We start from the raw sequence: 18736 nt of genomic DNA, 5'->3' as shown, positions 1-18736 counted from the left end.
GGCGCATGCAGGTCTTGCCCGAGCCCGTCGCGGGATTCATCTCCGCCGGCCGCGTGGGCCGCCTCGGCACCGCCGACGCCTCGGGCGAGCCATTCGTCGTGCCGTTCTGCTATGCGTGGGACGGCCGCGCGCTCTACTCCGCCATCGACGCCAAGCCCAAGCGCGTCGCCGCCCAGAGCCTCCGGCGCGTGCGCAACATCCGCGAGAATCCGCGGGTGAGCGTGGTGATCGACGAGTATGACGAGGACTGGAGCCGGCTGCGCTGGGTGCTCATCCAGGGGCGCGCGGAGATCCTGACCGAGGGGCCGGAATTCGAGCGCGGCGCCGATCTCCTCCTCGCGAAGTATTCCCAGTATCGCCGCATGGGGCTCGCGACGGATGCGGGCACCATGGTCAAGATCACGCCCGGCCGCATCAGCCACTGGAGCTTCGCGCCGTGAGCGCGCTGGACCGCGCGCTGGCGCGCGCCGCGTCGGGCCGCGCGCCCGACGCCGCGCAGGCCGAGGCCCTGCTCGCGACGCCGCCGGAGCGCACCGCCGAGCTCCTGGCCGCGGCGGCCGCGCTGCGGGACCGCGGGCATGGGCGCACGCTCACCTTCTCCGCCAAGGTCTTCGTCCCGCTCACCACGCTCTGCCGCGACTACTGCGGCTATTGCACGTTCAGGAAGGACCCCGGCCAGCCCGGTGCCCACACGATGACGCCCGACGAGGTGCTGGCGCTCGTCCACGCCGGGGAGCGGCTCGGCGCCAAGGAGGCGCTCTTCTCCCTCGGCGACAAGCCCGAGGTGCTCTTCCCGGAGCACCGCGAGTTCCTGCGCCGCATGGGCCACCGGACCACGATCAGCTACCTGCGCGCGGTGTGCGAGCGGGTGGTCGCGGAGTCCTCCCTCCTCCCCCACGCCAATCCGGGCCTCATGTCCGAGCGCGATCTCTCGGCCCTGCGGGAGGTCAACGTGAGCATGGGCATCATGCTCGAGACTACGTCGGAGCGGCTGCTGGGCCCCGGGATGGCGCACGACCGCGCGCCCGACAAGGTGCCGGCGCGACGGCTCAAGACCATCGAGCTGGCGGGCAAGCTCCAGATTCCCTTCACCACCGGGATCCTCATCGGCATCGGCGAGACCCACGCGGAGCGCGTGGACGCGCTCTGCGCCATCCGCGACGTCCACGAGCGGTACGGCCACATCCAGGAAGTCATCGTCCAGAACTTCCGCGCCAAGCCCACCATTCCCATGCGCGGCGTGCCCGATCCCACCGTGCCCGACCTCGCCCGCACGATCGCGGTGGCGCGCCTGCTCCTCGGCGCGGACATGAACGTCCAGGCGCCGCCGAACCTCGCCGATGCCGCGTACGACCGCCTGCCCGCGACGGGGCTCAACGACTGGGGCGGTATCTCGCCGCTGACGCCCGACCACATCAACCCCGAGCGCCCCTGGCCGCTGATCCGCGAGCTGCGTCGCGCCACCGAGGCGGCCGGCCACGTCCTCCGCGAGCGCCTCGCGATCTACCCCGAGTACACCAGGCGGGCCGAATTCGTCGACGCGCGCCTTCGCCCCAGCATCGCCCGCTACACCGACGGCCACGGCCTCGTACGCGAAGACCTGGAGCGCTGGCGCGCATGGTAGGCTACAGACTCCACGGAGCCACCCGGGTTGCCCTGACCGACTGAACCACGGTCAACATGCGAAAAGCATGTTGATGACAAATGGAGAAATCGACGTGGACGCACTGAATCTCGACTGGGCGACGCAGGACGTGCGGCACATCCTCGGCCGGGCGCTCGACGGTGACGAGATCTCGGTGGCCGACGGGATCCGGCTCACCGAGGCAGAGGGGCGCGATTTCCACGCGCTCTGCCTCGTGGCCGACGAGATGCGGCGCCGCCAGGCCGGCGACCTCGTCACCTACGTGGTGAACCGCAATATCAACTTCACCAACGTGTGCATCAAGCACTGCACGTTCTGCGCCTTCAGCCGCGACCACCGGGAGGAGGAAGGCTACTTCCTGCCCCTCGACGAGGTGGTGCGCCGGGCCATCGAGGCGTGGGAGATGGGCGCCACCGAAGTGTGCATTCAGGCGGGGCTGCCGCCCAAGCTCGACGGCCACTACTACGTGGATCTCTGCCGCGCCATCAAGGCGGCGGTGCCGGAGATGCACCTGCACGCCTTCTCGCCCGAGGAGGTGCTGTACGGCTCGACCCGCTCGGGGCTGCCCATCCCCGAGTACTTGAAGCTGCTGCGGGCGGCCGGCCTCGGCACGCTGCCCGGGACCTCCGCGGAGATCCTCGATCAGGAGATCCGCGACATCATCGCCAAGGGCCGCATCACCGTGGACCAGTGGATGGAGGTCATCACATCCGCGCATGCCCTGGGGATCCGCACCACGTCCACCATCATGTATGGGCACATCGAGCGGCCGGAGCACTGGGTGCGCCACATGGATCTCCTGCGCGGCATCCAGAAGCAGACGGGCGGCTTCACGGAATTCGTCCCGCTCTCGCTCATCCACTCCGAGGCGCCCATGTATCAGCGGGGCCTCGTGCCGGGCGTGCGGCCGGGCGCGACGGGGCTCGAGGTCGTGAAGATGCACGCCCTCGCCCGCCTGATGCTCGGGCCCACGTTCCGGAATATCCAGTGCTCGTGGGTGAAGGAGGGCCCGAAGCTCTCCCAGCACCTGCTCGCCTGCGGCGCCAACGATCTCGGCGGCACGCTCATCAACGAGTCGATCTCGACCTCCGCGGGCGCCGGCTATGGCCAGCTCGTGCCGCCCGCCGAGCTGCGCCGCCTCGTGCGCGACGCCGGCCGCATCCCCGCCCGCCGGAGCACCGAGTACGAGATCCTCAAGGTGTACAAGACCGAGGCGGACGAAGACGCCTCGCCGCTCGATACGGTCGCTGACGCGGAGGCGCGCTTCGGCTCCTATCGCCGCCTCACCGCCTCGTCGCAGTTCCGCTTCGTTCACCCCTTGAAGACATCGGCGGGTTAGGTAAGACTAGGGCGCCGTTCAGCCCGACCCATCACGTCCAACTCAGAAACGGAGGCGCTCCACATGGCAAAGTCGATGACCAAGTCCGCCATCCTCGGCCACCTCGCACAGAAGTCGGAACTCAGCAAGAAGCAGGTCGCCGATCTGATGGATAACCTCCTGAGCCTCGCGACGAAGGAGGCGAAGAACGTCTTCATCCTTCCTGGATTCGGGCGCCTCGTGCTCGCGAATCGCAAGGCGCGCATGGGCCGCAATCCCCAGACGGGCGAGCCCATCAAGATCCCCGCGAAGCGCGTGGTGAAGTTCCGACTCTCCAAGAGCCTGAAGGACTCGGTGCTTGGGAAGAAGTAACGGCGCTGAGGGGCTCGCGTACCGCACGCTCGCCGATCCCGGCCGGGACGCCCGGGACCTCTTCGGCTTCGTCGGCGCGTGGGCCCCGCCCGGGCCGGCGGTCTCCGCCGGCTGGGGCGCCTGGGAGGGCGACCGCCTCGTGGGCGCCCTCCTCCTCGAGCGTGCGGGGGACGCGGCCATGCTCTACGGCCCAGTCGTCGTGGTCCCCGACGCGGATGATCCCGAGACGCTGTTCGATATCGCCGCCGGACTCCTTGAACCGGCCCTGAGCCTCTCGGAGGCTCAGGGCATCGATACGCTCTATACGCGCCCCCAAGGGCTCGACCGCATCTGGGTCCGCGCCGGGTTCATTCCGATTCCCGAGGCCGATCTTCCCGGCGCCCTGCGCGGCCGGCCCGGCCTTGGGCTCTTCGGCTGGCGAGGGGGCACGGCGATCTGGAGCATGGCCGGCCGCGCGGAGGCGGCCCGCCGTGGCGAGCGCGTGCCCGAGGGCGCCCGCGCGCCACGCTCCTCCGGCGCCCGGCGCCGCCGCTAGCCCGGCGATGCGCGTCGTCGCCCTCGCCGGCGGGACCGGCGCGGCCAAGCTTCTGCGTGGGCTGACGCCGCTCCTGCCGGGCGGTGCGCTCACCGTGATCGGCAACACGGGCGACGACACCGAGCTCTGGGGCCTGCACATCTCGCCCGATCTCGACACCGTGTCCTATACCCTCGCCGGCCTCATCGACGAGCGGAAGGGCTGGGGGCTTCGCGACGAGACCTTCAACGCCCTCGAGCAGATGCCCCGCTTCGGGGAGCCTGCCTGGTTCGGCCTCGGGGATCGCGACCTCGCCACGCATCTGCACCGCACCCGGCTCCTCCGCGAGGGGCGCGCGCTCACCGAGGTGACGGCGGACATCGCGGCGGCGCTGGGGGTGCCCGCCCGCGTGCTGCCGATGTCGGATCAGCCGGTGCGGACTCGCGTCCTGGGGCCCGAGGGCTGGATCACCTTCCAGGAATACTTCGTGCGTGACAAGGCTCAGACCGACGTGCGCGCGGTGGAGTATGCCGGCGCCGCCTCCGCCGTGCCCGCCCCCGGGGTGCTGCAGGCGCTCGGACGCGCCGAAGCCGTGATCGTGTGCCCATCCAACCCCATTACCTCGATCGGCCCCATCCTCGCCGTGCCCGGCATCGTCGCCGCACTGCAGGACACCGGCGCCACCGTGGTCGGGGTCAGCCCCATCGTCGGAGGCGAAGCGGTGTCGGGCCCCGCGGGACGCCTCATGGCCATGGCCGGGCTCCCGGTCTCGGCGGTGGGCGTGGCACGGGCCTATGCGTCGTGGCTCGATGTGCTGATCGTCGACGAGCAAGACCGGAGCCTCCTGCCCGAGCTCGCCGCGCTGGGCATCCGCGGGGTCGCCGCGCCCACCCTCATGACGGATCGCGCCGCGGAGATCGCGCTCGGCCGGCGCGTGCTGGAGAGCCTGCAATGAGCCGTCTCTTCACCGCCGTGCCGGTGAAGGACCTCATGAGCGCCAAGCAGCGACTCATCCCCGCACTCGAGCCCGCGGAGCGCCGCGATCTCGCTGCCGCCATGCTGGAGGACGTGCTGGACGCCCTCGCGGCCACGGACGCGCTCGATGTCCACCTCGTCACGCGCGATCCCGAGATCCTCGCCCTCGCGTGGCGCCGCGGATTGCCGTGCCTGACCGAAAGCGCGAACCGCGGGCACACCGAGGCGGTGGCCGTCGCCCAGGCCGAGGCCGCCCGTCGCGGCGCCGAGGCCTTCCTCACCATTCCCGGCGACGTGCCGTGCACGACGCCGGACGAGGTGCTCGCGCTCGTCGCCACCGCCGGCGCGCCGGGCGTGACCTTCGTCCCATCCCGCTCGGGCTTTGGCACCAATGCCGCGCTCCTGTCGCCGGTCGACATCATGCCGCTCAAGTTCGGCGAGCCTTCCTTCGCCAATCATCTCGACGCGGCGCGCGCGCGCGGCCTGGCCCCGCGCGTCCTCACGCTGGCCGGCGTCGGACTCGACGTCGACGGCCCCGAGGACCTGCGCCTGCTCCTCGCCCACGGCGCGTCGACGCGCGCGGGCCGGCTCTGCCGCGCCCTCGGGCTGGCCGAGCGCCTCCCCGCGTCCCGCTGATCGTGCCCGCCCGTTACGAGGTGATCGGCATCGAGGGGCTGCCCGAGATCGCCCCGCGCGCGGATCTCGCGCCCCTCATCGTCGAGGCCGCGCGGCGCCAGGGCACCCCGCTCGCTGCGGGCGATCTGCTCGTGGTCAGTCAGAAGATCGTGTCCAAGGCCGAGGGACGGCTGGTCAGGCTCTCCGAGGTCGCGCCGTCACCGCGCGCCGCCGCGCTCGCCGCCGAGATCGACCGCGACCCGCGCCTCGTCGAGGTCATCCTCGGCGAGAGCCGCCGCATCGTGCGGCAGGCCAAGGGCGTCCTGATCGTGGAGACGCATCACGGGTGGATCTGCGCCAACGCGGGCGTGGACCAGTCCAACGTGGACGGGGACGCCGCGTGCCTCCTTCCCGCAGACTCCGACGCCTCCGCGCGGGGCCTCCGGCAACGCCTGGCCGAGCTCACCGGCCACACGCTGGCCATCATCGTCGCCGACACGTTCGGGCGGCCGTGGCGCGAGGGCCTGGTCAACGTGGCGGTCGGGCTGGCGGGCATCGAGCCCATCGTCAGCTATCTCGGGGACACCGACCCCGCGGGTCACGTGCTGCAGGCGACCATCCTCGCGGTGGCCGACGAGCTGGCCTCCGCGGCCGAGCCGGTGATGGGCAAGCTCGATCGCATCCCCGTCGTCATCATTCGCGGCGCGCGATGGAAGGCGGCGGAAGCGGACAGCCGACCGCTGCAACGCGATCCCGCGCGGGACCTCTTCCGGTGAACCCCCCATGAGGCGAGACCCATGAAGATCGGCATACTCGGCGGCACGGGCAAGGAAGGCGCGGGCCTGGCGGTGCGGTGGGCCCAGGCCGGACACGAGATCGTCATCGGATCCCGCGATGCCGAGCGGGCGCGCGCGAAGGCGACGGAGCTGGCCGCGCTCGTGCCGGGCGCGCGCATGAGCGGCGCGGGTAACCAGGACGCGGCCGCCGCCGCCGAGATCGTCGTGATCGCACTGCCTGCGGGCGGCCTCGCTGCCACCCTCCCCGACGTGCGCGAGGCATGTCGCGGCAAGGTGGTGGTCTCCACCGTGGTGCCGCTGACCTTCGGCGGCCCGCGCCTGTTCATGCCCCCGTCCCAGGGCTCATCCGCCGAAGAGGCGCAGGAGATGCTGGGCGCGGACGCGCGCGTGGTCGGCGCGTTCCACCACATCGCCGCGCACGAGCTCTCGGCCACCGAACACGACATCGAGTGCGATCTGCTCATCTGCGGTGGGGACGCCGAGGCCAAGAAGCGCGTGGCCGACCTCGGCGCGTCGATGGGCCTTCGGACAGTCGACGTGGGCGCGCTCAGCAACGCCGGCCCGCTCGAGGGCATCACGGCGGTGCTGGCGACGATTAACCGGCGTTACAAGCTCAAAAATTCTGGGATAAAGATCACCGGCCTCCCCGGCTAGGGCTACGCGAGGAGGCGGGACGCCGCCGTCTTCACGTCGGCGAAGCTCTCGAAGAGTAGATCGGGCTTCTCGGCCTCGAGCTCCGCGTAGGGGTGGAAGCCCGTCGCCACCGCGACCGCCACCGCCCCGAAGGCCCGCGCGCACTCGATGTCCAGCGGTGTGTCGCCGATCACGAGCACCTCCTCGGGACGAAAGGCGTGGCCGGTGAGCGCCTGCGCCCGCCGCGCCGCCAGGGATGGCAACCGCCGGCGGTCGCCATCGTCGGAACCGAACGCCCCGGTGCGAAAGTAGGGCCAGAGCCCCGTGGGCGCCAGCTTGATGCGCGCGCCCTCCTCGATGTTGCCGGTGAGGAGGCCCAGGACCACGCCCTCGGCATCGTCGAGCCGCCGCACGAGGTCGGCCACACCCGGCAGCAACGTCACGCATTGCCCGTCGCCGATCTCGCCCGTCAGCCCACGCGCGTAGGCCTCGAAGCAGTCGCCCAGCCCCGCGTGGATCACCTCCGGCGCGAGGCCGGCGGCGCCCATGAGATCGGCCACGATGCGCGGATCGGTCTTGCCGCGGAAGTCGTAGCCGTCGATGAGCCCCGTGGTCCCATACACGCGCAGGAGCGCGGCGCCGAGTGCGCGGCGGCCCGCGCCCTTGGTGAGCACGAGGGTGCCGTCGATGTCGAAGAGGACGAGCCGCACGGCGCGCTAGTGGGACGCCGGCGTGACCGGGACGGAGAGGGCACGGAGGCGCGCCACGATGGGCGGTAGCCGGTCGAGCACGGTGTCCACCTCGATGGAGGTGCTCCAGCGGCCCAGCGTGAAGCAGAGGGAGCCGTCCGCCTCGGCGGGCGTGCAGCCGATGGCGCGGAGGACATGGGACGGCGTCTGGGTGAGGGCGGCGCAGGCCGAGCCCGAGGAGGCGGCGATGCCCTGGAGATCCAGGTCAAGGAGCACGCTGTCCGCCTTGACCCCGCGCAGCACCATGCTCGCGTGGTGGGGCAGGCGGCGGGTCAGCGAGCCGGTGATCCGGCAGTCGGGGATGGCCTCGAGCAACCCCTGAATCAGCCGGTCACGCAACCCCGAGAGCCGCGCGGGCTCCCCGTGCGCGCTCTCGCTCCGGATCAGGTCCGCGGCGACGCCCAGCCCGACCAGCCCCGGGAGATTCTCGGTACCGGAGCGATACCCGACCTCCTGGCCGCCGCCCAGGATCTGCGGCGCCAGCTTCACGCCCTTCCGCGCCCAGAGCGCGCCTGTGCCCGGCGGCCCGTAAATATCGTTGCCGGACACAGTCAGAAGATCGATACCCAGCGCCTCCACCGCGAGGGGTGCACGGCCGATGGCCCCCACGCCATCCACGTGCAACGGGACGCGCGCGGCGCGCGTCACCCGGGCGAGATCGGCGAGCGACTGCAGGGTGCCGATCTCTTCGTTGGCGGCGGCGATACTCACGATCGCCGTCTCGGGCCGGAGCGCGCGATGCAGCGCGTCCGGATCCACCCGCCCCTCTGCGTCCACGGGGAGTAGCGTCACCGCGCCGCCCGCCTTCTCGAGGTCGCGGCACGCGGTGAGCACCGAGATGTGGTCGATGCACGCGGCGATCACGTGACGCGGGCGCTCGCCCGCGCGGAGCGCCACGCCCTTGATCGCGAGGTTATTGGCCTCGGTGGCGCCGGAGGTGAAGATCACGCCGCCGGGGGCGCCCCCGATCAGCCGGGCGACCTTGATGCGTGCCGCCTCCAGGGACTCGCGCGCTTCGGCGCCGAGGGAGTGCCGGGCGGACGGATTGCCGATCCCGGCCTCGAAGAAGGGCCGCATGACCGCGAGCACGCGGGGATCCACCGGCGCGAAGCCGGCATAGTCGAAGTAGACGCGGCCGGGGGATTCTCCGCCGGCCTCCACCGTCTATCCCGACTTCCTGACCAGGAAGCGGTACACCGCTTCGTCCCGTGACACTCCGATCAGCTCGTTCCGGGAGCGCTGCGCCCAGATCTTCATGTCGGCCTCGGAAGCCGGATCGTCGGAAAGCATCTCCAGAACCTGGCCGGGCGCCATGTCGCGCAGCGCCTCGCGGGTCTTCACGATCGGCATGGGGCAGAAGAGTCCGGTGCAATCAATCTGCTTGTCAACATTGACGACTTTTGAGACAGACGTCATGCCGTCCTACCCTACCCCACGCCGCGCGCGAGCGTCAAGCAAGCGGGCGCGTTGCTTGACAGTCCGAGAGCCGGAGAGGAATAATCGCAGGGACCGAGCGCAGGCTCGGTATTCTCGAGGCTCGACCCATGCAAGCCGCGATGAGCCGTCCGAAATCGACGCTCGCCCTGGCCCTCTCCGGGGCCATCATCCTCGTGGCCGCGGCCCTCGTGCTGGTGATCGAGTTGCGGGTGCGTCCCCTCTACGATCCCGCCCGGCTCGGCTTCGCCATGCCCGTGGTCGAAGGCCTCCTGGTCGTGGTCGCCGTCCTCGCCGGGGGCCTCATGGTCGTGACCCTGCGTCGCGCCGGAGCCGCGCCGGCCGTGTCGGCCCCGCTGCCCATCGACCTGCCCGATCAGGCCCTGAGCGGCGGCAACGAAGAGGTCGGCGCCATGATGGGCGCGTTCTCGCGCATCCTCGGGCGCATCGAGGAGCAGGGCAACGAGATCCAGAACTTCGCCCACCGCCTCGAGGCCGCCCACAAGGATCTCGAGCTCAGCAACGCGCGCCTCAAGGAGTACTCGTTCAAGGACGAGGTGACGGGTCTCTACAACCGTCGCTTCTACTCGATCCGCCTCGAGGAGGAAGTGTCCCGCTACCGGCGGTTCAATCACCCGGTCTCCGTCGTGCTGGTGGACCTCGACGGCTTCAAGGAGATCAATGACGATCTGGGGCACGGCGCGGGCGACGACACCCTCCGCGACATGTCGGACATCCTGCTTCGCTACTCTCGCGGCATCAACGTGATCTGCCGCTACGGCGGTGACGAGTTCGCGGTGCTGCTCGTCGAGACGTCCAAGGCGGGCGCCAAGCTCTATGCCGACCGCATCCGTCAGGTCCTCTCCACGCATCGGTTCGCGCATGGTCGGCGGCTCACCGCCAGCTTCGGCATCGCCTCGCTCCCCGAGGACGTCGCGCCGGGCGCCGACGATCTCATGCGGGCCGCCGATGAGGCTCTCTACGCGGCCAAGCGCGCCGGCAAGAACCGCGTCTCCGTGTTCGAGGACGTGGCCCCGGCCCCGCGGCAGACGGGGCGCCCGACGTGAGCATCGCCGAGCGCCGCGTCCTCATCGTCGACGACGACCGCCAGATCCGGCGCGTGCTCTCCGAGTTCTTCGAGGGCGCCGGCTTCATCTGCCGGCAGGCGGTCAACGGCAAGGAAGGCCTCGCCCTGTTCCAGGCCGAGCGCCCGCCCCTCACCGTCACCGACGTGCAGATGCCCGCGCTGTCCGGGGTGGAGTTCCTCAAGCAGGCGCGCGCTCTGGATCCCGACGCCGCGTTCCTCGTCCTCACCGGCGTGGGCGACATCCAGACGGCGGTGGAGAGTCTCAAGTACGGCGCCTACGACTTCATCCTCAAACCGGTCAACATGGAGGAGCTGCTGAACGCCGCGGAGCGGGCGTTGGAGCACCGCGCTCTCATCCTCGAGCGGCGGGAGTATCACGCGCTGCTGGAGCGGCGCGTGGCCGAGGCAACGCGCGACCTCGAGGCTACTCTCGGGGCCCTCGAGGAGACGTACCGCAGCACGCTGGAAGCGCTCGGCTCCGCCATCGATACGCGGGACCTCGGCACCCAGGCCCATTCGCGCCGGGTGCGCGGCTATTCGCTCGCGCTCGCGCGCGCCCACGGCATGACCGACGAGGCCCACCTGCGTACCCTCGAGCATGGCGTGCTGCTCCACGACATCGGCAAGATCGGCATCCCCGACGCCATCCTGCTCAAGCCCGGCCCGCTCACCCCCGCCGAGTGGAAGATCATGCGGACGCATCCCGAGATCGGCCGGCAGCTCGTGGAGCAGATCGCGTTCCTGCGGCCGGCGGTGCCCATCGTCTATCACCATCACGAGCGCTGGGACGGCACCGGCTACCCGCAGGGGCTCAAGGGCGAGGCGATTCCCCTGGGCGCGCGCATCTTCGCCGTCGCCGACGCCTTCGACGCGATGACGTTCGACCGGCCCTACTCGCGCGCGATCGACTTCGAGGCGGCGCGCGCCGAGATTCGCCGCTCCGCCGGCGCGCACTTCGACCCCGCGGTGGTGGAAAGCTTCCTGGGCGTGCCGCTCACCACGCTCGAGGAGATCCGGCGCCGCTCGCTGATCTAGGGGGCCCGGGCGACTGGAGCCCGAGCTTCTCCACCGCGTAGGCCTTCTGCTTGAACTTCTGGACCTTCCCCGACCCGGTGAGGGGGAACTGGTCCACGATCTCCACGTACCGCGGCACCTTGAAGTTCGCGATCTTTTCCCGCCCGAACGCGATGATCGCCTCGGCGGTCAGGGCGGCCCCGGGCTTCGGGATCACGAAGGCCATCACGACCTCCCCCATGATGGGGTCCGGCACGCCCACGATCGAGATGTCGAGGATGCCGGGGTGGCGCAGGTAGAAATTCTCGATCTCGGCGGGATACGTGTTGAAGCCGCCCACGATGATCATGTCGGTGACCCGGCCGGTGATGCGGAGATAGCCTTCCGCGTCCTTCACGCCCATGTCACCAGTGTGGAGCCACCCGTCACGGATCTTGTCCGCGGTGGCCTCGGGCTTCTTGTAGTAGCCGAGCATGAGGGTCGGCCCCTTCACGCACACCTCGCCCTCCTCGCCGGGCGGCAACGGACGGCCCGTCGCCGGGTCCACGATGCGGTCCTCGATCTCGGGCGTGCGCAGCCCCACCGTGGCCACGCGCTTCTCGAGCGCGTCGCCCGCGCGCGTCCAGTGCGTGCCGCCGGTGGCCTCGGTGAGCCCGTACACCACGAGCGCGTCCATGCCGAGGCCGCCCTCGCGGTCGAGGATCTTCTTCATGATCTCCACCGGCACCGGAGCGGCGCCGATGGAGCCCGTCCGCAGGGACGACAGGTCGTAGGATCCGAAGGCGGGATGCCCGAGCACGGTGATGAACATGGTCGGCACGCCCGAGAAGATCGTCACGCGCTCGCCCTGGATCAGGCGCATTGCTTCCCCCGCGTCGAACACGTCCATGAGCACCTGGGTCGAGCCCACGAGGCAGTTGGCCGCGACCCCGCCCATCGAGCCGAAGATGTGGAAGTACGGCACCGGGACCAGGTAGCGATCCTCGTGGGTCCAGCGGTGGAGCTCCGTGTAGACCCGGCACTTGTAGTACATGTTGCCGTGGGAGAGGAGGCACCCCTTCGGCTCGCCGGTCGTCCCCGAGGTGTAGAGCATCTCCACGGGATCGTCGGGATCGATGCGGATTCCGTCGTGCGACGGCGCGCCCGGCCGCGCGCCCGCGCGCTCCACCGCCGCGAAGTCGACCGCCCCCGCGGGCACTTCCGCGCCCAGCACCACCACGTGGCGCAGCATGGGGAAGCGCGTCCCCGGGAGCCCCCCCGGGCGGCGCGCCTCCGGGCAGAGCTCGTCGAGAATGGCCAGATAGTCCATCTTGGCGGCGGGGAAGCGGTCGACCATGATGAGGGCCTTCGCGTCCGACTGCCGCAGCACGTACTCGACCTCGAAGGGTCGATAGCGACTGTTGCACGTGACGGTCACCGCGCCGATCTTGGCGACGCCGAGATTGGCCACGTTCCACTCGACACAGTTCGGCATCCACAGCACGACGTGATCGCGGGGCCGGAGGCCGAGGTCGAGGAGGCCGCGGGCGAAGTCGTCCGCCCGACGCCTGAGATCCCGATACGTGACGCGCTGCCCGCGGAACACCACCGCCTCGCGGTCGGGAAAGCGCGTTGCCGCCCCGTCCACCATCTGGCCCAGGGTGAGGGCCGGCCCGGACCCGGCCACGGTCAGACGGCCTGGGCGATGCGCGCCATCACGTTCTGGCGCTTCGTGAGCGCGTCGACCAGCTCCTCCTGGGACACGCCCTCGGCGAGGCCGCGGTCGATGGCCCGGCAGAGCTCCTCGCCGGCCGTCTCCGCGCCGGCCCGATCACCGGCTTCGAGCAGATTCTCGATCCGTGCCGACGCGTCCGCGGCTTGGGCATCGAGCGCCTGCGCCAACGCGTGGCGCGTCTCCATCTCGCGGTCGGCGTCGCCGCCGGCCCGGCTAAGCGCGCGGTAGAGCGGCTCCAGGGCGCCGCTGGCGTCGCCGACCTCCAGGCGGTGCAGCCCGAGCTTGACGTGGCCCCACCAGACGCGCCGGCGCAGCTCGTCGAAGCGCGGGGACTTGGCCGATTCCGACGGAAGGGAGGCGACGAGCGCCTCCGCGCTCTCGAGCGCCGCCGTTGCACCCGCCGGATCGTCGCTCGACTCGAGCGCGCCCCCGGCGAGCCGCGTCACCTCGCCGCCCACCGCCTGCCAGTACCTGTCCTCCATCGGCGCGCGGCGATCGCCCAGCTCGTCCCAGCCCAGCACCTCGCGTAGCCAGCGGTGCCCGCCCGTGTGATCTCGCTTGCCGATTAAACCGTCGAGCCGCTGTCCGGCCGCGGTGGCAAGAGCATCTCGCGCACGCTCGACGGCCAAATGGACACGCAGGGCCTTGCCCCAGGGGGGCAGATCGTCGCCCCCGGCGTCGACTGGCGCAGTATCCAGCGGGGGAAGCGCGGCCGCTGCTTCGGCGGGAGGCTGGCTCCCCTGCGCGACGGCGACCCCACGAAGCAGGCCCACCGCGAGCCGCAGCGCCGCGAGCGTGGCCGCCGAGCCATCGCCCGCAGCTTGACCGTCCGTCAAGAGGCGACTTCCTATCGATTCCGCCAGCGGCATCACACGAGGCTCGTAGTCGTCCGTCTTCGGGAGCGCGCGCACGCCCTGCTCGAAGGCTGCGCGCGTCGCCGCCTCGTCACCCCGGCCTCGCTGGGCCAGCCCGACCATGGCCGAGAGGAGGGCCCGCTCGAAGGACGCGGGGGCGCGATTCCGCGCGCGCCCGGGGACCTTGAGTACGGGCTCGAGCGCGGCGAGCAGTCCCGCGTGGTCGCCCGCCTTGAGCAGGCGCGACGCCTCCCCCATCAGATCGGCTGCCGCGGCGGGCGCCGACGTCGCCGTCGTCTGAGGCGCGGTGGCGGGCTCGGGCTCGGCCACCGGCTCCGAGGCGCTCGCCTGCTCCACGACGGCCACCCGTGCGGACACGTCGGCCGCGGCCCCTTCGACCGTCTCGGCCACGAGCTCCGGCTCGGCAGGACGGGGCGGCGCGTCGATCGGCACCTCGAGGAGCGAGATCTGCTCGGGGGCCGGCCGCGCGGGAATGGTCGGCTCCGCCGCCGCCGGCAAGGCGACCTCGGTCGCCGCGGGCGCGACGACCGACTCGAACGCCGCAATCGGCTCGAGCGCGGCCACCGGCTCCGGCTCGGCCACGACGGCCGCGCGGAGCGCGGTGGCGGGCGCGGCGTCCGTGAAGGTGCGGCCGGCGCTCGGCCTGGGCGCGGCGGATGGAGTTGTGGCGGCGGCCGGACGGTGATGCGGCGACAGGGCGTGGGCTCGACGACGCAGCGGTACGCGACGCGGCCGGCCGTCGAGCGCCTGGGCCAGGCCGACGAAGAGGGAAAGTCCCGACGCCACGGCCAGCAGGACGATCAGCAGGTCTTCCATCGTCACGCCGGGCTCACCTCCTCGATGTCTCGCGGCTACGTTAGCACGCGCTCCCGCCGCGCACGACAGATTCCCGCGTTGGCTGGCCCCCCGTCCCCGCGGTAATATTCGAAGGAGAGTCGAGCCGCTCACCAATTCCGCTCAGCCCAGGAGGTCCGGATGCGCCGGGTCGCCGTCATCGGAGTCGGCGTCACGAAGTTCGGCAAGCACGATCGCACGAGCGCGGAGCTCTTCGCGGAGGCCGCCCGCGAGGCGGTCGTCGACGCGGGGATCGAGCCGCGGGCGATCCAGGCGCTCTACTACGGCAACGTGACCGGCGGTGAGAGCGAGCGCCAGCTGCACATGGGCCCGCTGGCCGCCTCGCTGGTGGGGCTGCCCACGATCCCCACCACCCGCTTCGAGAACGCCTGCGCGACCAGTCACGTCGCGTTCCGCCACGCGGTGATGGAGGTGGGCGCCGGCATGTCCGATGTCGTGCTCGTGGGTGGCGCCGAGCGCATCCTCCACGTGCCGACCGAGCACGCCACCGAGTACTTCGCCTACTGCTCCGACGCCTCCTTCGAGCAGCCGACCGGCCTCACCTTCCCCGGCGTCTTCGCCCTGATCGCGCGCGCCCACATGGAGAAGTACGGCACCACCGAGACGCAGATGGCGCACGTGGCGGTGAAGAATCACCGGCACGGGCTGCACAACCCCAAGGCACAATTCCGGAAGGAGATCACGCTCGAGACAGTGCTGCAGAGCGCCTACGTGGCGGATCCCCTCAAGCTCTTCGACTGCTGTCCCTTCACCGACGGCGGCGCCGCGCTCGTGCTGGCCTCGGAGGAGGTAGCGCGCACGCATCGCCGGGCCGTCTGGGTGCTGGGGAGCGCGGCGGCCAGCGACACGATGTTCATGCACGACAAGCGCGACCTCTCTCGCGTCACCGCCACCGAGCGCGCGGCCGCGGGCGCCTACCGCCAAGCCGGGCGCGGCCCGCAGGACGTGGACGTCGTGGAGCTGCACGACTGCTTCACGATCGCCGAGATCGTGGCCACCGAGGGGCTTGGTCTCGTCGAGCCGGGCATGGGCGGTCCCGCGGCCGAGAAGGGCTGGACGAGCCTCGGCGGCAAGATCCCCGTCAACGTCTCCGGCGGCCTCAAGGCCAAGGGCCATCCGATCGGCGCCACCGGCGCCGCCCAGATCGCCGAGATCGTGACCCAGCTCCGCGGCGAGGCGGGACCGCGCCAGGTGGAGGGCGCGCGCACCGGCCTCACCCACACGCTGGGCGGCAACACCGCCACCGTGCTCGTGAGCCTGTTTGGCCGTGACTGACGAGGTGGTCAACCTGAAGGACTTCTTCGCGGAGGTCCGGGCCGGGCGGCTCACCGCCATCCGCTGCACGCAGTGCGGCGAGCTCGCGATTCCCCCCAAGGAGTTCTGTGCCTCCTGCGGCAAGCGCGGCTGGGAATCAGTGCCGCTGGCCGGCGACGGGACCATCTCGTCCTACACGGTGATCCGCGTGGCCCCCCGGGGCCATGTGGGCCAGACCCCCTACGCGGTGGCGGTGGTGCGGCTCGCGGAAGGCGTCTCGCTCCTCGGCCGGATCACCGAGCTGCCCCTGGACTCGCTCCGGGTCGGTCTGCCCGTGCGCTTCCGACCGCTCGTCTCCGGCGGGGAGACGATGGTCGGCTTCGGACCCGCCTGAGGGCTTTGACGATGGCGCTTCTCGACGGCAAGGTCGCGGCGGTGACGGGCGCGGGCAGCGGCATCGGGAGGTCCGTCGCGCTGGGGCTGGCCCGCGCGGGCGCGCGCGTGGTCGTCAACGACTACGGGGTGAGCGTGGACGGGCGCGAGCCCTCCAGCGGACCCGCCGAGTCCGTGGTCAAGGAGATACAGGCCGCGGGCGGCCAGGCGGTCGCGAGCCCAGAGAGCGTCGCCACGATGGCGGGCGGCCGCGGTATCGTCGAGCGTGCCCTCGACACCTTTGGCGATCTGCACATCGTGGTCTGCTGCGCCGGCATCCTCCGCGAGCGGATGATCTTCAACATGAGCGAGGAGGAGTGGGACGCGGTGATCGCCGTCCACCTCAAGGGCCACTTCACCGTCCTGCAGCCAGCCACGCGCCACATGAGGGAAAAGAAGCGCGGCCGCATCATCACCTTCACCTCGGCCGCCGGCCTGGAAGGGAGCCCCGGCCAGCCCAACTACTCGGCGGCCAAGGAGGGGATCGTGGGGCTCACGCGCTCGACCGCGCTGGCCATGGCCAAGTACGGCGTGACCGTGAACTGCATCTCGCCCACCGCGGACACCCGGATGACGCAGCGGCTCCCCGACGAACGCCGCGGCGCCGCCACCGCGACCCCTCCCGAGTCCATCGCGCCGGTGGTGACCTTTCTCGCGAGTGACCGAGCGGCCCATGTCACCGGACAGGTCATCGGGGTGCGCGGCAGCGAGGTGACGCTGTTCTCGCACCCGGCGCCGCTGCGCACCGTCACCAGCGCCGGGGGCTGGACGGCCGAGGCGCTGGCGGACGTCTACGATCGAGCGCTCGGCCAGGACCGGCTGAGGCGGCTCGACGCGATGAAGATCCCGTGGCCGCCGCCCGCTGCCCCGGGGGCTACCAGTTGAGCGCGCCGAACTTCACGTAGCCGACCAGCTGCCAGCCGATCCCCAGCAGGAAGGTCGCGAAGCCGATCGTGCAGAGCCCGCGCCAGAACCCCGAGCGGGGGCTCGTCTGCGACGCGTCCTGCGCAATAGTCCACCACACGGCGGCGAGCAGCAGGATGCCGGAGCCCACCAGGGTGAGGATCCAGCCGACCATCACGGCCTGGGTGAACAGCGGGTCGAAGAAGACGGGGGGGCTGTAGCGCTCAAAGAGCACGGGCACAGGCTCTCCTCCTAGGGGTGAGTCAGGGGGTGCGGCCCCGCGGCGAGCACCGCGTTGCCGGCGTGAGTGGTGACGACGCGGGCGGACCGATCGCGGAGCACACCCGGCGGGTCCGCGCCCCCGCGGACGGCGGCGATGGCCCGGGCGATCAGCTTGCGGGTCAGGATGACGCCGCGGTCGGACGACGCCAGGTGCTCGTCGGCGTGAATGGCGATCGGGCCCTGGCTGACGATGGCCTCCTCGTCGCCGGGCATCCGGTGATGCTCCTCCTCGCTGAGCTCGGCCCAGAGCTTGCCGCCGTGCCGGGCGCGCGGCGGCAGCACGGGCTCGCCATCGCGCAGCGGCACGCGGAGCAGCGAGTACATGCGGGTGTGCGTGTCGTCGATGGGCAGGATCCAGCCGATGTGGCGCGCGCGCTCGAAGCCCTCGTCGGGCTCGCCCGCCGCCACGCTCGGCACGATGCGGATGTTGGGCAGCAGGATCTCCGTCACCCGCCGGAACAGCCGTCCATCCGGGAGCGCGCGATCCTGGGTGGAACGCACGCCGGCGTCCGCTTCCTCCCATGACACCCGAGGCTGCAGGTTGAGCGCGTCGGAGAACTGCCCGCCGCTGAACACCGAGTGCAGCACCGCCACGTGAAAGGGATCCATCACGTTCTCGTAGATCTGCAACCAGTTGCAGCCCAGGATCTCCCCACCGCCGAGCCCGTAGCTGGTGGCGTCGGCGATGACGACGCCTTCCCCCTCCTCCACGAGGTCGTACTGCGGCAGCAGCGGCATGCGATCCGGCGGTCCCATGTAGGCGAACACGAGCCCGCCGTACTCGCGGCACGGATAACCGGGCTGGAACACCCGATCCTTGTATGTGCTCTCGGCCGGCTCGCAGGGCTGCTCGAGGCAGCGGCCCTCGACGTCGAAGAGCCAGCCGTGATAGCAGCAGCGGAGGCCGTCCGCCTCCACGCGCCCGTACTCCAGCGAGGTGCCCCGATGGCAGCAGTGCGCGTCGAGCAGCCCCGGCCGGCCATGGCCGTCGCGGAAGAGCACCAGGTCCTCACCCAGCACCCGAAGGGGGCGGGGGCGATCACCGGGAGCGGGCGCGAGGCCGACCGGCTGCCAGTAGCGCCGGAACAGCTCGCCGGCCGGTGTGCCGGGACCGATATGCGTGAGCTCGGCGTTTTCTGAGGGAGTCGGACGCCCATAGCCGGATCGCATCGCGAGGATGATAGCCGAGCAGGCCGTCGCGGCCAAGCTCCCCCTTGACTTCCAGGGGCTTTGCCGCCAAAGTGTCGCCACATTTCGCGGCCATCCGA

General features: G+C 71.2%; 21 protein-coding genes. 14 read left to right on the top strand and 7 right to left on the bottom strand.

Annotated elements, in window-relative coordinates; translation table 11 throughout:
• Nucleotides 1–5: 5 nt before the first annotated feature.
• The 9 genes from VFX14_08345 (at nt 6) to npdG (ending at nt 6890) form a co-directional block, all read left to right on the top strand.
• Nucleotides 6–440 (top strand): TIGR03668 family PPOX class F420-dependent oxidoreductase, encoded by a 435-nt coding sequence (locus VFX14_08345; protein HEU5189684.1) that lies wholly within the window; start codon nt 6–8, stop codon nt 438–440.
• The gene (gene cofG, locus VFX14_08340; GenBank protein HEU5189683.1) at nt 437–1624 is read left to right on the top strand and encodes a 7,8-didemethyl-8-hydroxy-5-deazariboflavin synthase CofG; all 1188 of its coding nucleotides are present in this window, start codon (nt 437–439) and stop codon (nt 1622–1624) included. The genes VFX14_08345 and cofG overlap by 4 nt, the downstream gene beginning before the upstream one ends.
• A 73-nt stretch (nt 1625–1697) precedes the next feature.
• Complete coding sequence (gene cofH / locus VFX14_08335; protein HEU5189682.1) at nt 1698–2984, top strand: 5-amino-6-(D-ribitylamino)uracil--L-tyrosine 4-hydroxyphenyl transferase CofH; 1287 nt, start codon at nt 1698–1700, stop codon at nt 2982–2984.
• A 63-nt stretch (nt 2985–3047) separates the two neighbouring features.
• Complete coding sequence (locus VFX14_08330; protein ID HEU5189681.1) at nt 3048–3335, top strand: HU family DNA-binding protein; 288 nt, start codon at nt 3048–3050, stop codon at nt 3333–3335.
• On the top strand, nt 3322–3870 hold the full coding sequence (locus VFX14_08325) for a hypothetical protein (protein HEU5189680.1): 549 nt from the start codon (nt 3322–3324) through the stop codon (nt 3868–3870). The genes VFX14_08330 and VFX14_08325 overlap by 14 nt, the downstream gene beginning before the upstream one ends.
• A gap of 7 nt (nt 3871–3877) precedes the next feature.
• Nucleotides 3878–4804 (top strand): 2-phospho-L-lactate transferase, encoded by a 927-nt coding sequence (cofD, locus tag VFX14_08320; GenBank protein HEU5189679.1) that lies wholly within the window; start codon nt 3878–3880, stop codon nt 4802–4804.
• Nucleotides 4801–5460 (top strand): 2-phospho-L-lactate guanylyltransferase, encoded by a 660-nt coding sequence (gene cofC / locus VFX14_08315; protein HEU5189678.1) that lies wholly within the window; start codon nt 4801–4803, stop codon nt 5458–5460. Before cofD ends, cofC begins: the two co-directional genes overlap by 4 nt.
• Before the next feature lie 2 nt (nt 5461–5462).
• A complete protein-coding gene (cofE, locus tag VFX14_08310; GenBank protein ID HEU5189677.1) occupies nt 5463–6215 on the top strand; it encodes a coenzyme F420-0:L-glutamate ligase in 753 nt (250 codons plus the stop codon).
• Between the two features lie 21 nt (nt 6216–6236).
• The gene (npdG, locus tag VFX14_08305; protein HEU5189676.1) at nt 6237–6890 is read left to right on the top strand and encodes an NADPH-dependent F420 reductase; all 654 of its coding nucleotides are present in this window, start codon (nt 6237–6239) and stop codon (nt 6888–6890) included.
• 2 nt (nt 6891–6892) lie between these two features.
• Here npdG and VFX14_08300 read toward each other — a convergent pair whose 3' ends face one another.
• The 3 genes from VFX14_08300 to VFX14_08290 are packed head-to-tail and all read right to left on the bottom strand — an operon-like array spanning nt 6893 to nt 9034.
• The gene (locus tag VFX14_08300; GenBank protein HEU5189675.1) at nt 6893–7579 is read right to left on the bottom strand and encodes an HAD family hydrolase; all 687 of its coding nucleotides are present in this window, start codon (nt 7577–7579) and stop codon (nt 6893–6895) included.
• Nucleotides 7580–7585: 6 nt separating this feature from the next.
• Nucleotides 7586–8779 (bottom strand): cysteine desulfurase family protein, encoded by a 1194-nt coding sequence (locus VFX14_08295; GenBank protein ID HEU5189674.1) that lies wholly within the window; start codon nt 8777–8779, stop codon nt 7586–7588.
• 3 nt (nt 8780–8782) lie between these two features.
• Entirely contained in the window at nt 8783–9034 is a 252-nt protein-coding gene (locus VFX14_08290) for a sulfurtransferase TusA family protein (protein HEU5189673.1), read from the bottom strand.
• A gap of 140 nt (nt 9035–9174) precedes the next feature.
• Between VFX14_08290 and VFX14_08285 the strand changes: the two genes are divergently transcribed.
• The gene (locus tag VFX14_08285; protein ID HEU5189672.1) at nt 9175–10119 is read left to right on the top strand and encodes a GGDEF domain-containing protein; all 945 of its coding nucleotides are present in this window, start codon (nt 9175–9177) and stop codon (nt 10117–10119) included.
• Nucleotides 10116–11174: an HD domain-containing phosphohydrolase gene (locus tag VFX14_08280; GenBank protein ID HEU5189671.1), complete on the top strand. Its 1059-nt coding sequence runs from the start codon at nt 10116–10118 to the stop codon at nt 11172–11174. The genes VFX14_08285 and VFX14_08280 overlap by 4 nt, the downstream gene beginning before the upstream one ends.
• Here VFX14_08280 and VFX14_08275 read toward each other — a convergent pair.
• Complete coding sequence (locus tag VFX14_08275) at nt 11134–12819, bottom strand: AMP-binding protein (GenBank protein ID HEU5189670.1); 1686 nt, start codon at nt 12817–12819, stop codon at nt 11134–11136. The two genes, VFX14_08280 and VFX14_08275, sit on opposite strands and share 41 nt — an antisense overlap.
• 2 nt (nt 12820–12821) lie before the next feature.
• The gene (locus tag VFX14_08270; GenBank protein HEU5189669.1) at nt 12822–14564 is read right to left on the bottom strand and encodes a hypothetical protein; all 1743 of its coding nucleotides are present in this window, start codon (nt 14562–14564) and stop codon (nt 12822–12824) included.
• A gap of 153 nt (nt 14565–14717) precedes the next feature.
• Between VFX14_08270 and VFX14_08265 the strand changes: the two genes are divergently transcribed.
• Genes VFX14_08265 through VFX14_08255 form a run of 3 tightly spaced genes read left to right on the top strand, consistent with a single transcriptional unit; the run spans nt 14718 to nt 17168 of the window.
• Nucleotides 14718–15872 carry a thiolase domain-containing protein gene (locus VFX14_08265; GenBank protein HEU5189668.1) on the top strand — a complete coding sequence of 385 codons (1155 nt, stop codon included), beginning with the start codon at nt 14718–14720 and terminating at the stop codon, nt 15870–15872.
• A complete protein-coding gene (locus VFX14_08260) occupies nt 15865–16245 on the top strand; it encodes a Zn-ribbon domain-containing OB-fold protein (protein ID HEU5189667.1) in 381 nt (126 codons plus the stop codon). The genes VFX14_08265 and VFX14_08260 overlap by 8 nt, the downstream gene beginning before the upstream one ends.
• 11 nt (nt 16246–16256) lie before the next feature.
• Nucleotides 16257–17168, top strand: coding sequence for an SDR family NAD(P)-dependent oxidoreductase (locus VFX14_08255; GenBank protein ID HEU5189666.1), 912 nt, complete (start codon nt 16257–16259; stop codon nt 17166–17168).
• On the opposite strand, the gene VFX14_08250 is transcribed toward VFX14_08255, so the two are convergent.
• A complete protein-coding gene (locus VFX14_08250; GenBank protein ID HEU5189665.1) occupies nt 17158–17427 on the bottom strand; it encodes a hypothetical protein in 270 nt (89 codons plus the stop codon). The two genes, VFX14_08255 and VFX14_08250, sit on opposite strands and share 11 nt — an antisense overlap.
• A gap of 11 nt (nt 17428–17438) precedes the next feature.
• Nucleotides 17439–18638, bottom strand: coding sequence for an aromatic ring-hydroxylating dioxygenase subunit alpha (locus VFX14_08245; GenBank protein ID HEU5189664.1), 1200 nt, complete (start codon nt 18636–18638; stop codon nt 17439–17441).
• Nucleotides 18639–18736: the final 98 nt, after the last annotated feature.

Source organism: Candidatus Methylomirabilota bacterium (genome assembly GCA_035764725.1).
GTDB lineage: Bacteria > Methylomirabilota > Methylomirabilia > Rokubacteriales > CSP1-6 > DASRWT01.
This window is presented reverse-complemented; position numbering and strand designations above follow the sequence as displayed.

What these genes read in the sequence shown, in the direction of transcription:
- VFX14_08345 (HEU5189684.1), top strand. Translation starts at nt 6, where the DNA reads ATGCAGGTCTTGCCCGAGCCCGTCGCGGGATTCATCTCCGCCGGCCGC.
- cofH (HEU5189682.1), top strand. Translation starts at nt 1,698, where the DNA reads ATGACAAATGGAGAAATCGACGTGGACGCACTGAATCTCGACTGGGCG.
- VFX14_08330 (HEU5189681.1), top strand. Translation starts at nt 3,048, where the DNA reads ATGGCAAAGTCGATGACCAAGTCCGCCATCCTCGGCCACCTCGCACAG.
- cofD (HEU5189679.1), top strand. Translation starts at nt 3,878, where the DNA reads ATGCGCGTCGTCGCCCTCGCCGGCGGGACCGGCGCGGCCAAGCTTCTG.
- cofC (HEU5189678.1), top strand. Translation starts at nt 4,801, where the DNA reads ATGAGCCGTCTCTTCACCGCCGTGCCGGTGAAGGACCTCATGAGCGCC.
- npdG (HEU5189676.1), top strand. Translation starts at nt 6,237, where the DNA reads ATGAAGATCGGCATACTCGGCGGCACGGGCAAGGAAGGCGCGGGCCTG.
- VFX14_08290 (HEU5189673.1), bottom strand. Translation starts at nt 9,034, where the DNA reads ATGACGTCTGTCTCAAAAGTCGTCAATGTTGACAAGCAGATTGATTGC.
- VFX14_08285 (HEU5189672.1), top strand. Translation starts at nt 9,175, where the DNA reads ATGAGCCGTCCGAAATCGACGCTCGCCCTGGCCCTCTCCGGGGCCATC.
- VFX14_08265 (HEU5189668.1), top strand. Translation starts at nt 14,718, where the DNA reads ATGCGCCGGGTCGCCGTCATCGGAGTCGGCGTCACGAAGTTCGGCAAG.
- VFX14_08255 (HEU5189666.1), top strand. Translation starts at nt 16,257, where the DNA reads ATGGCGCTTCTCGACGGCAAGGTCGCGGCGGTGACGGGCGCGGGCAGC.
- VFX14_08245 (HEU5189664.1), bottom strand. Translation starts at nt 18,638, where the DNA reads ATGCGATCCGGCTATGGGCGTCCGACTCCCTCAGAAAACGCCGAGCTC.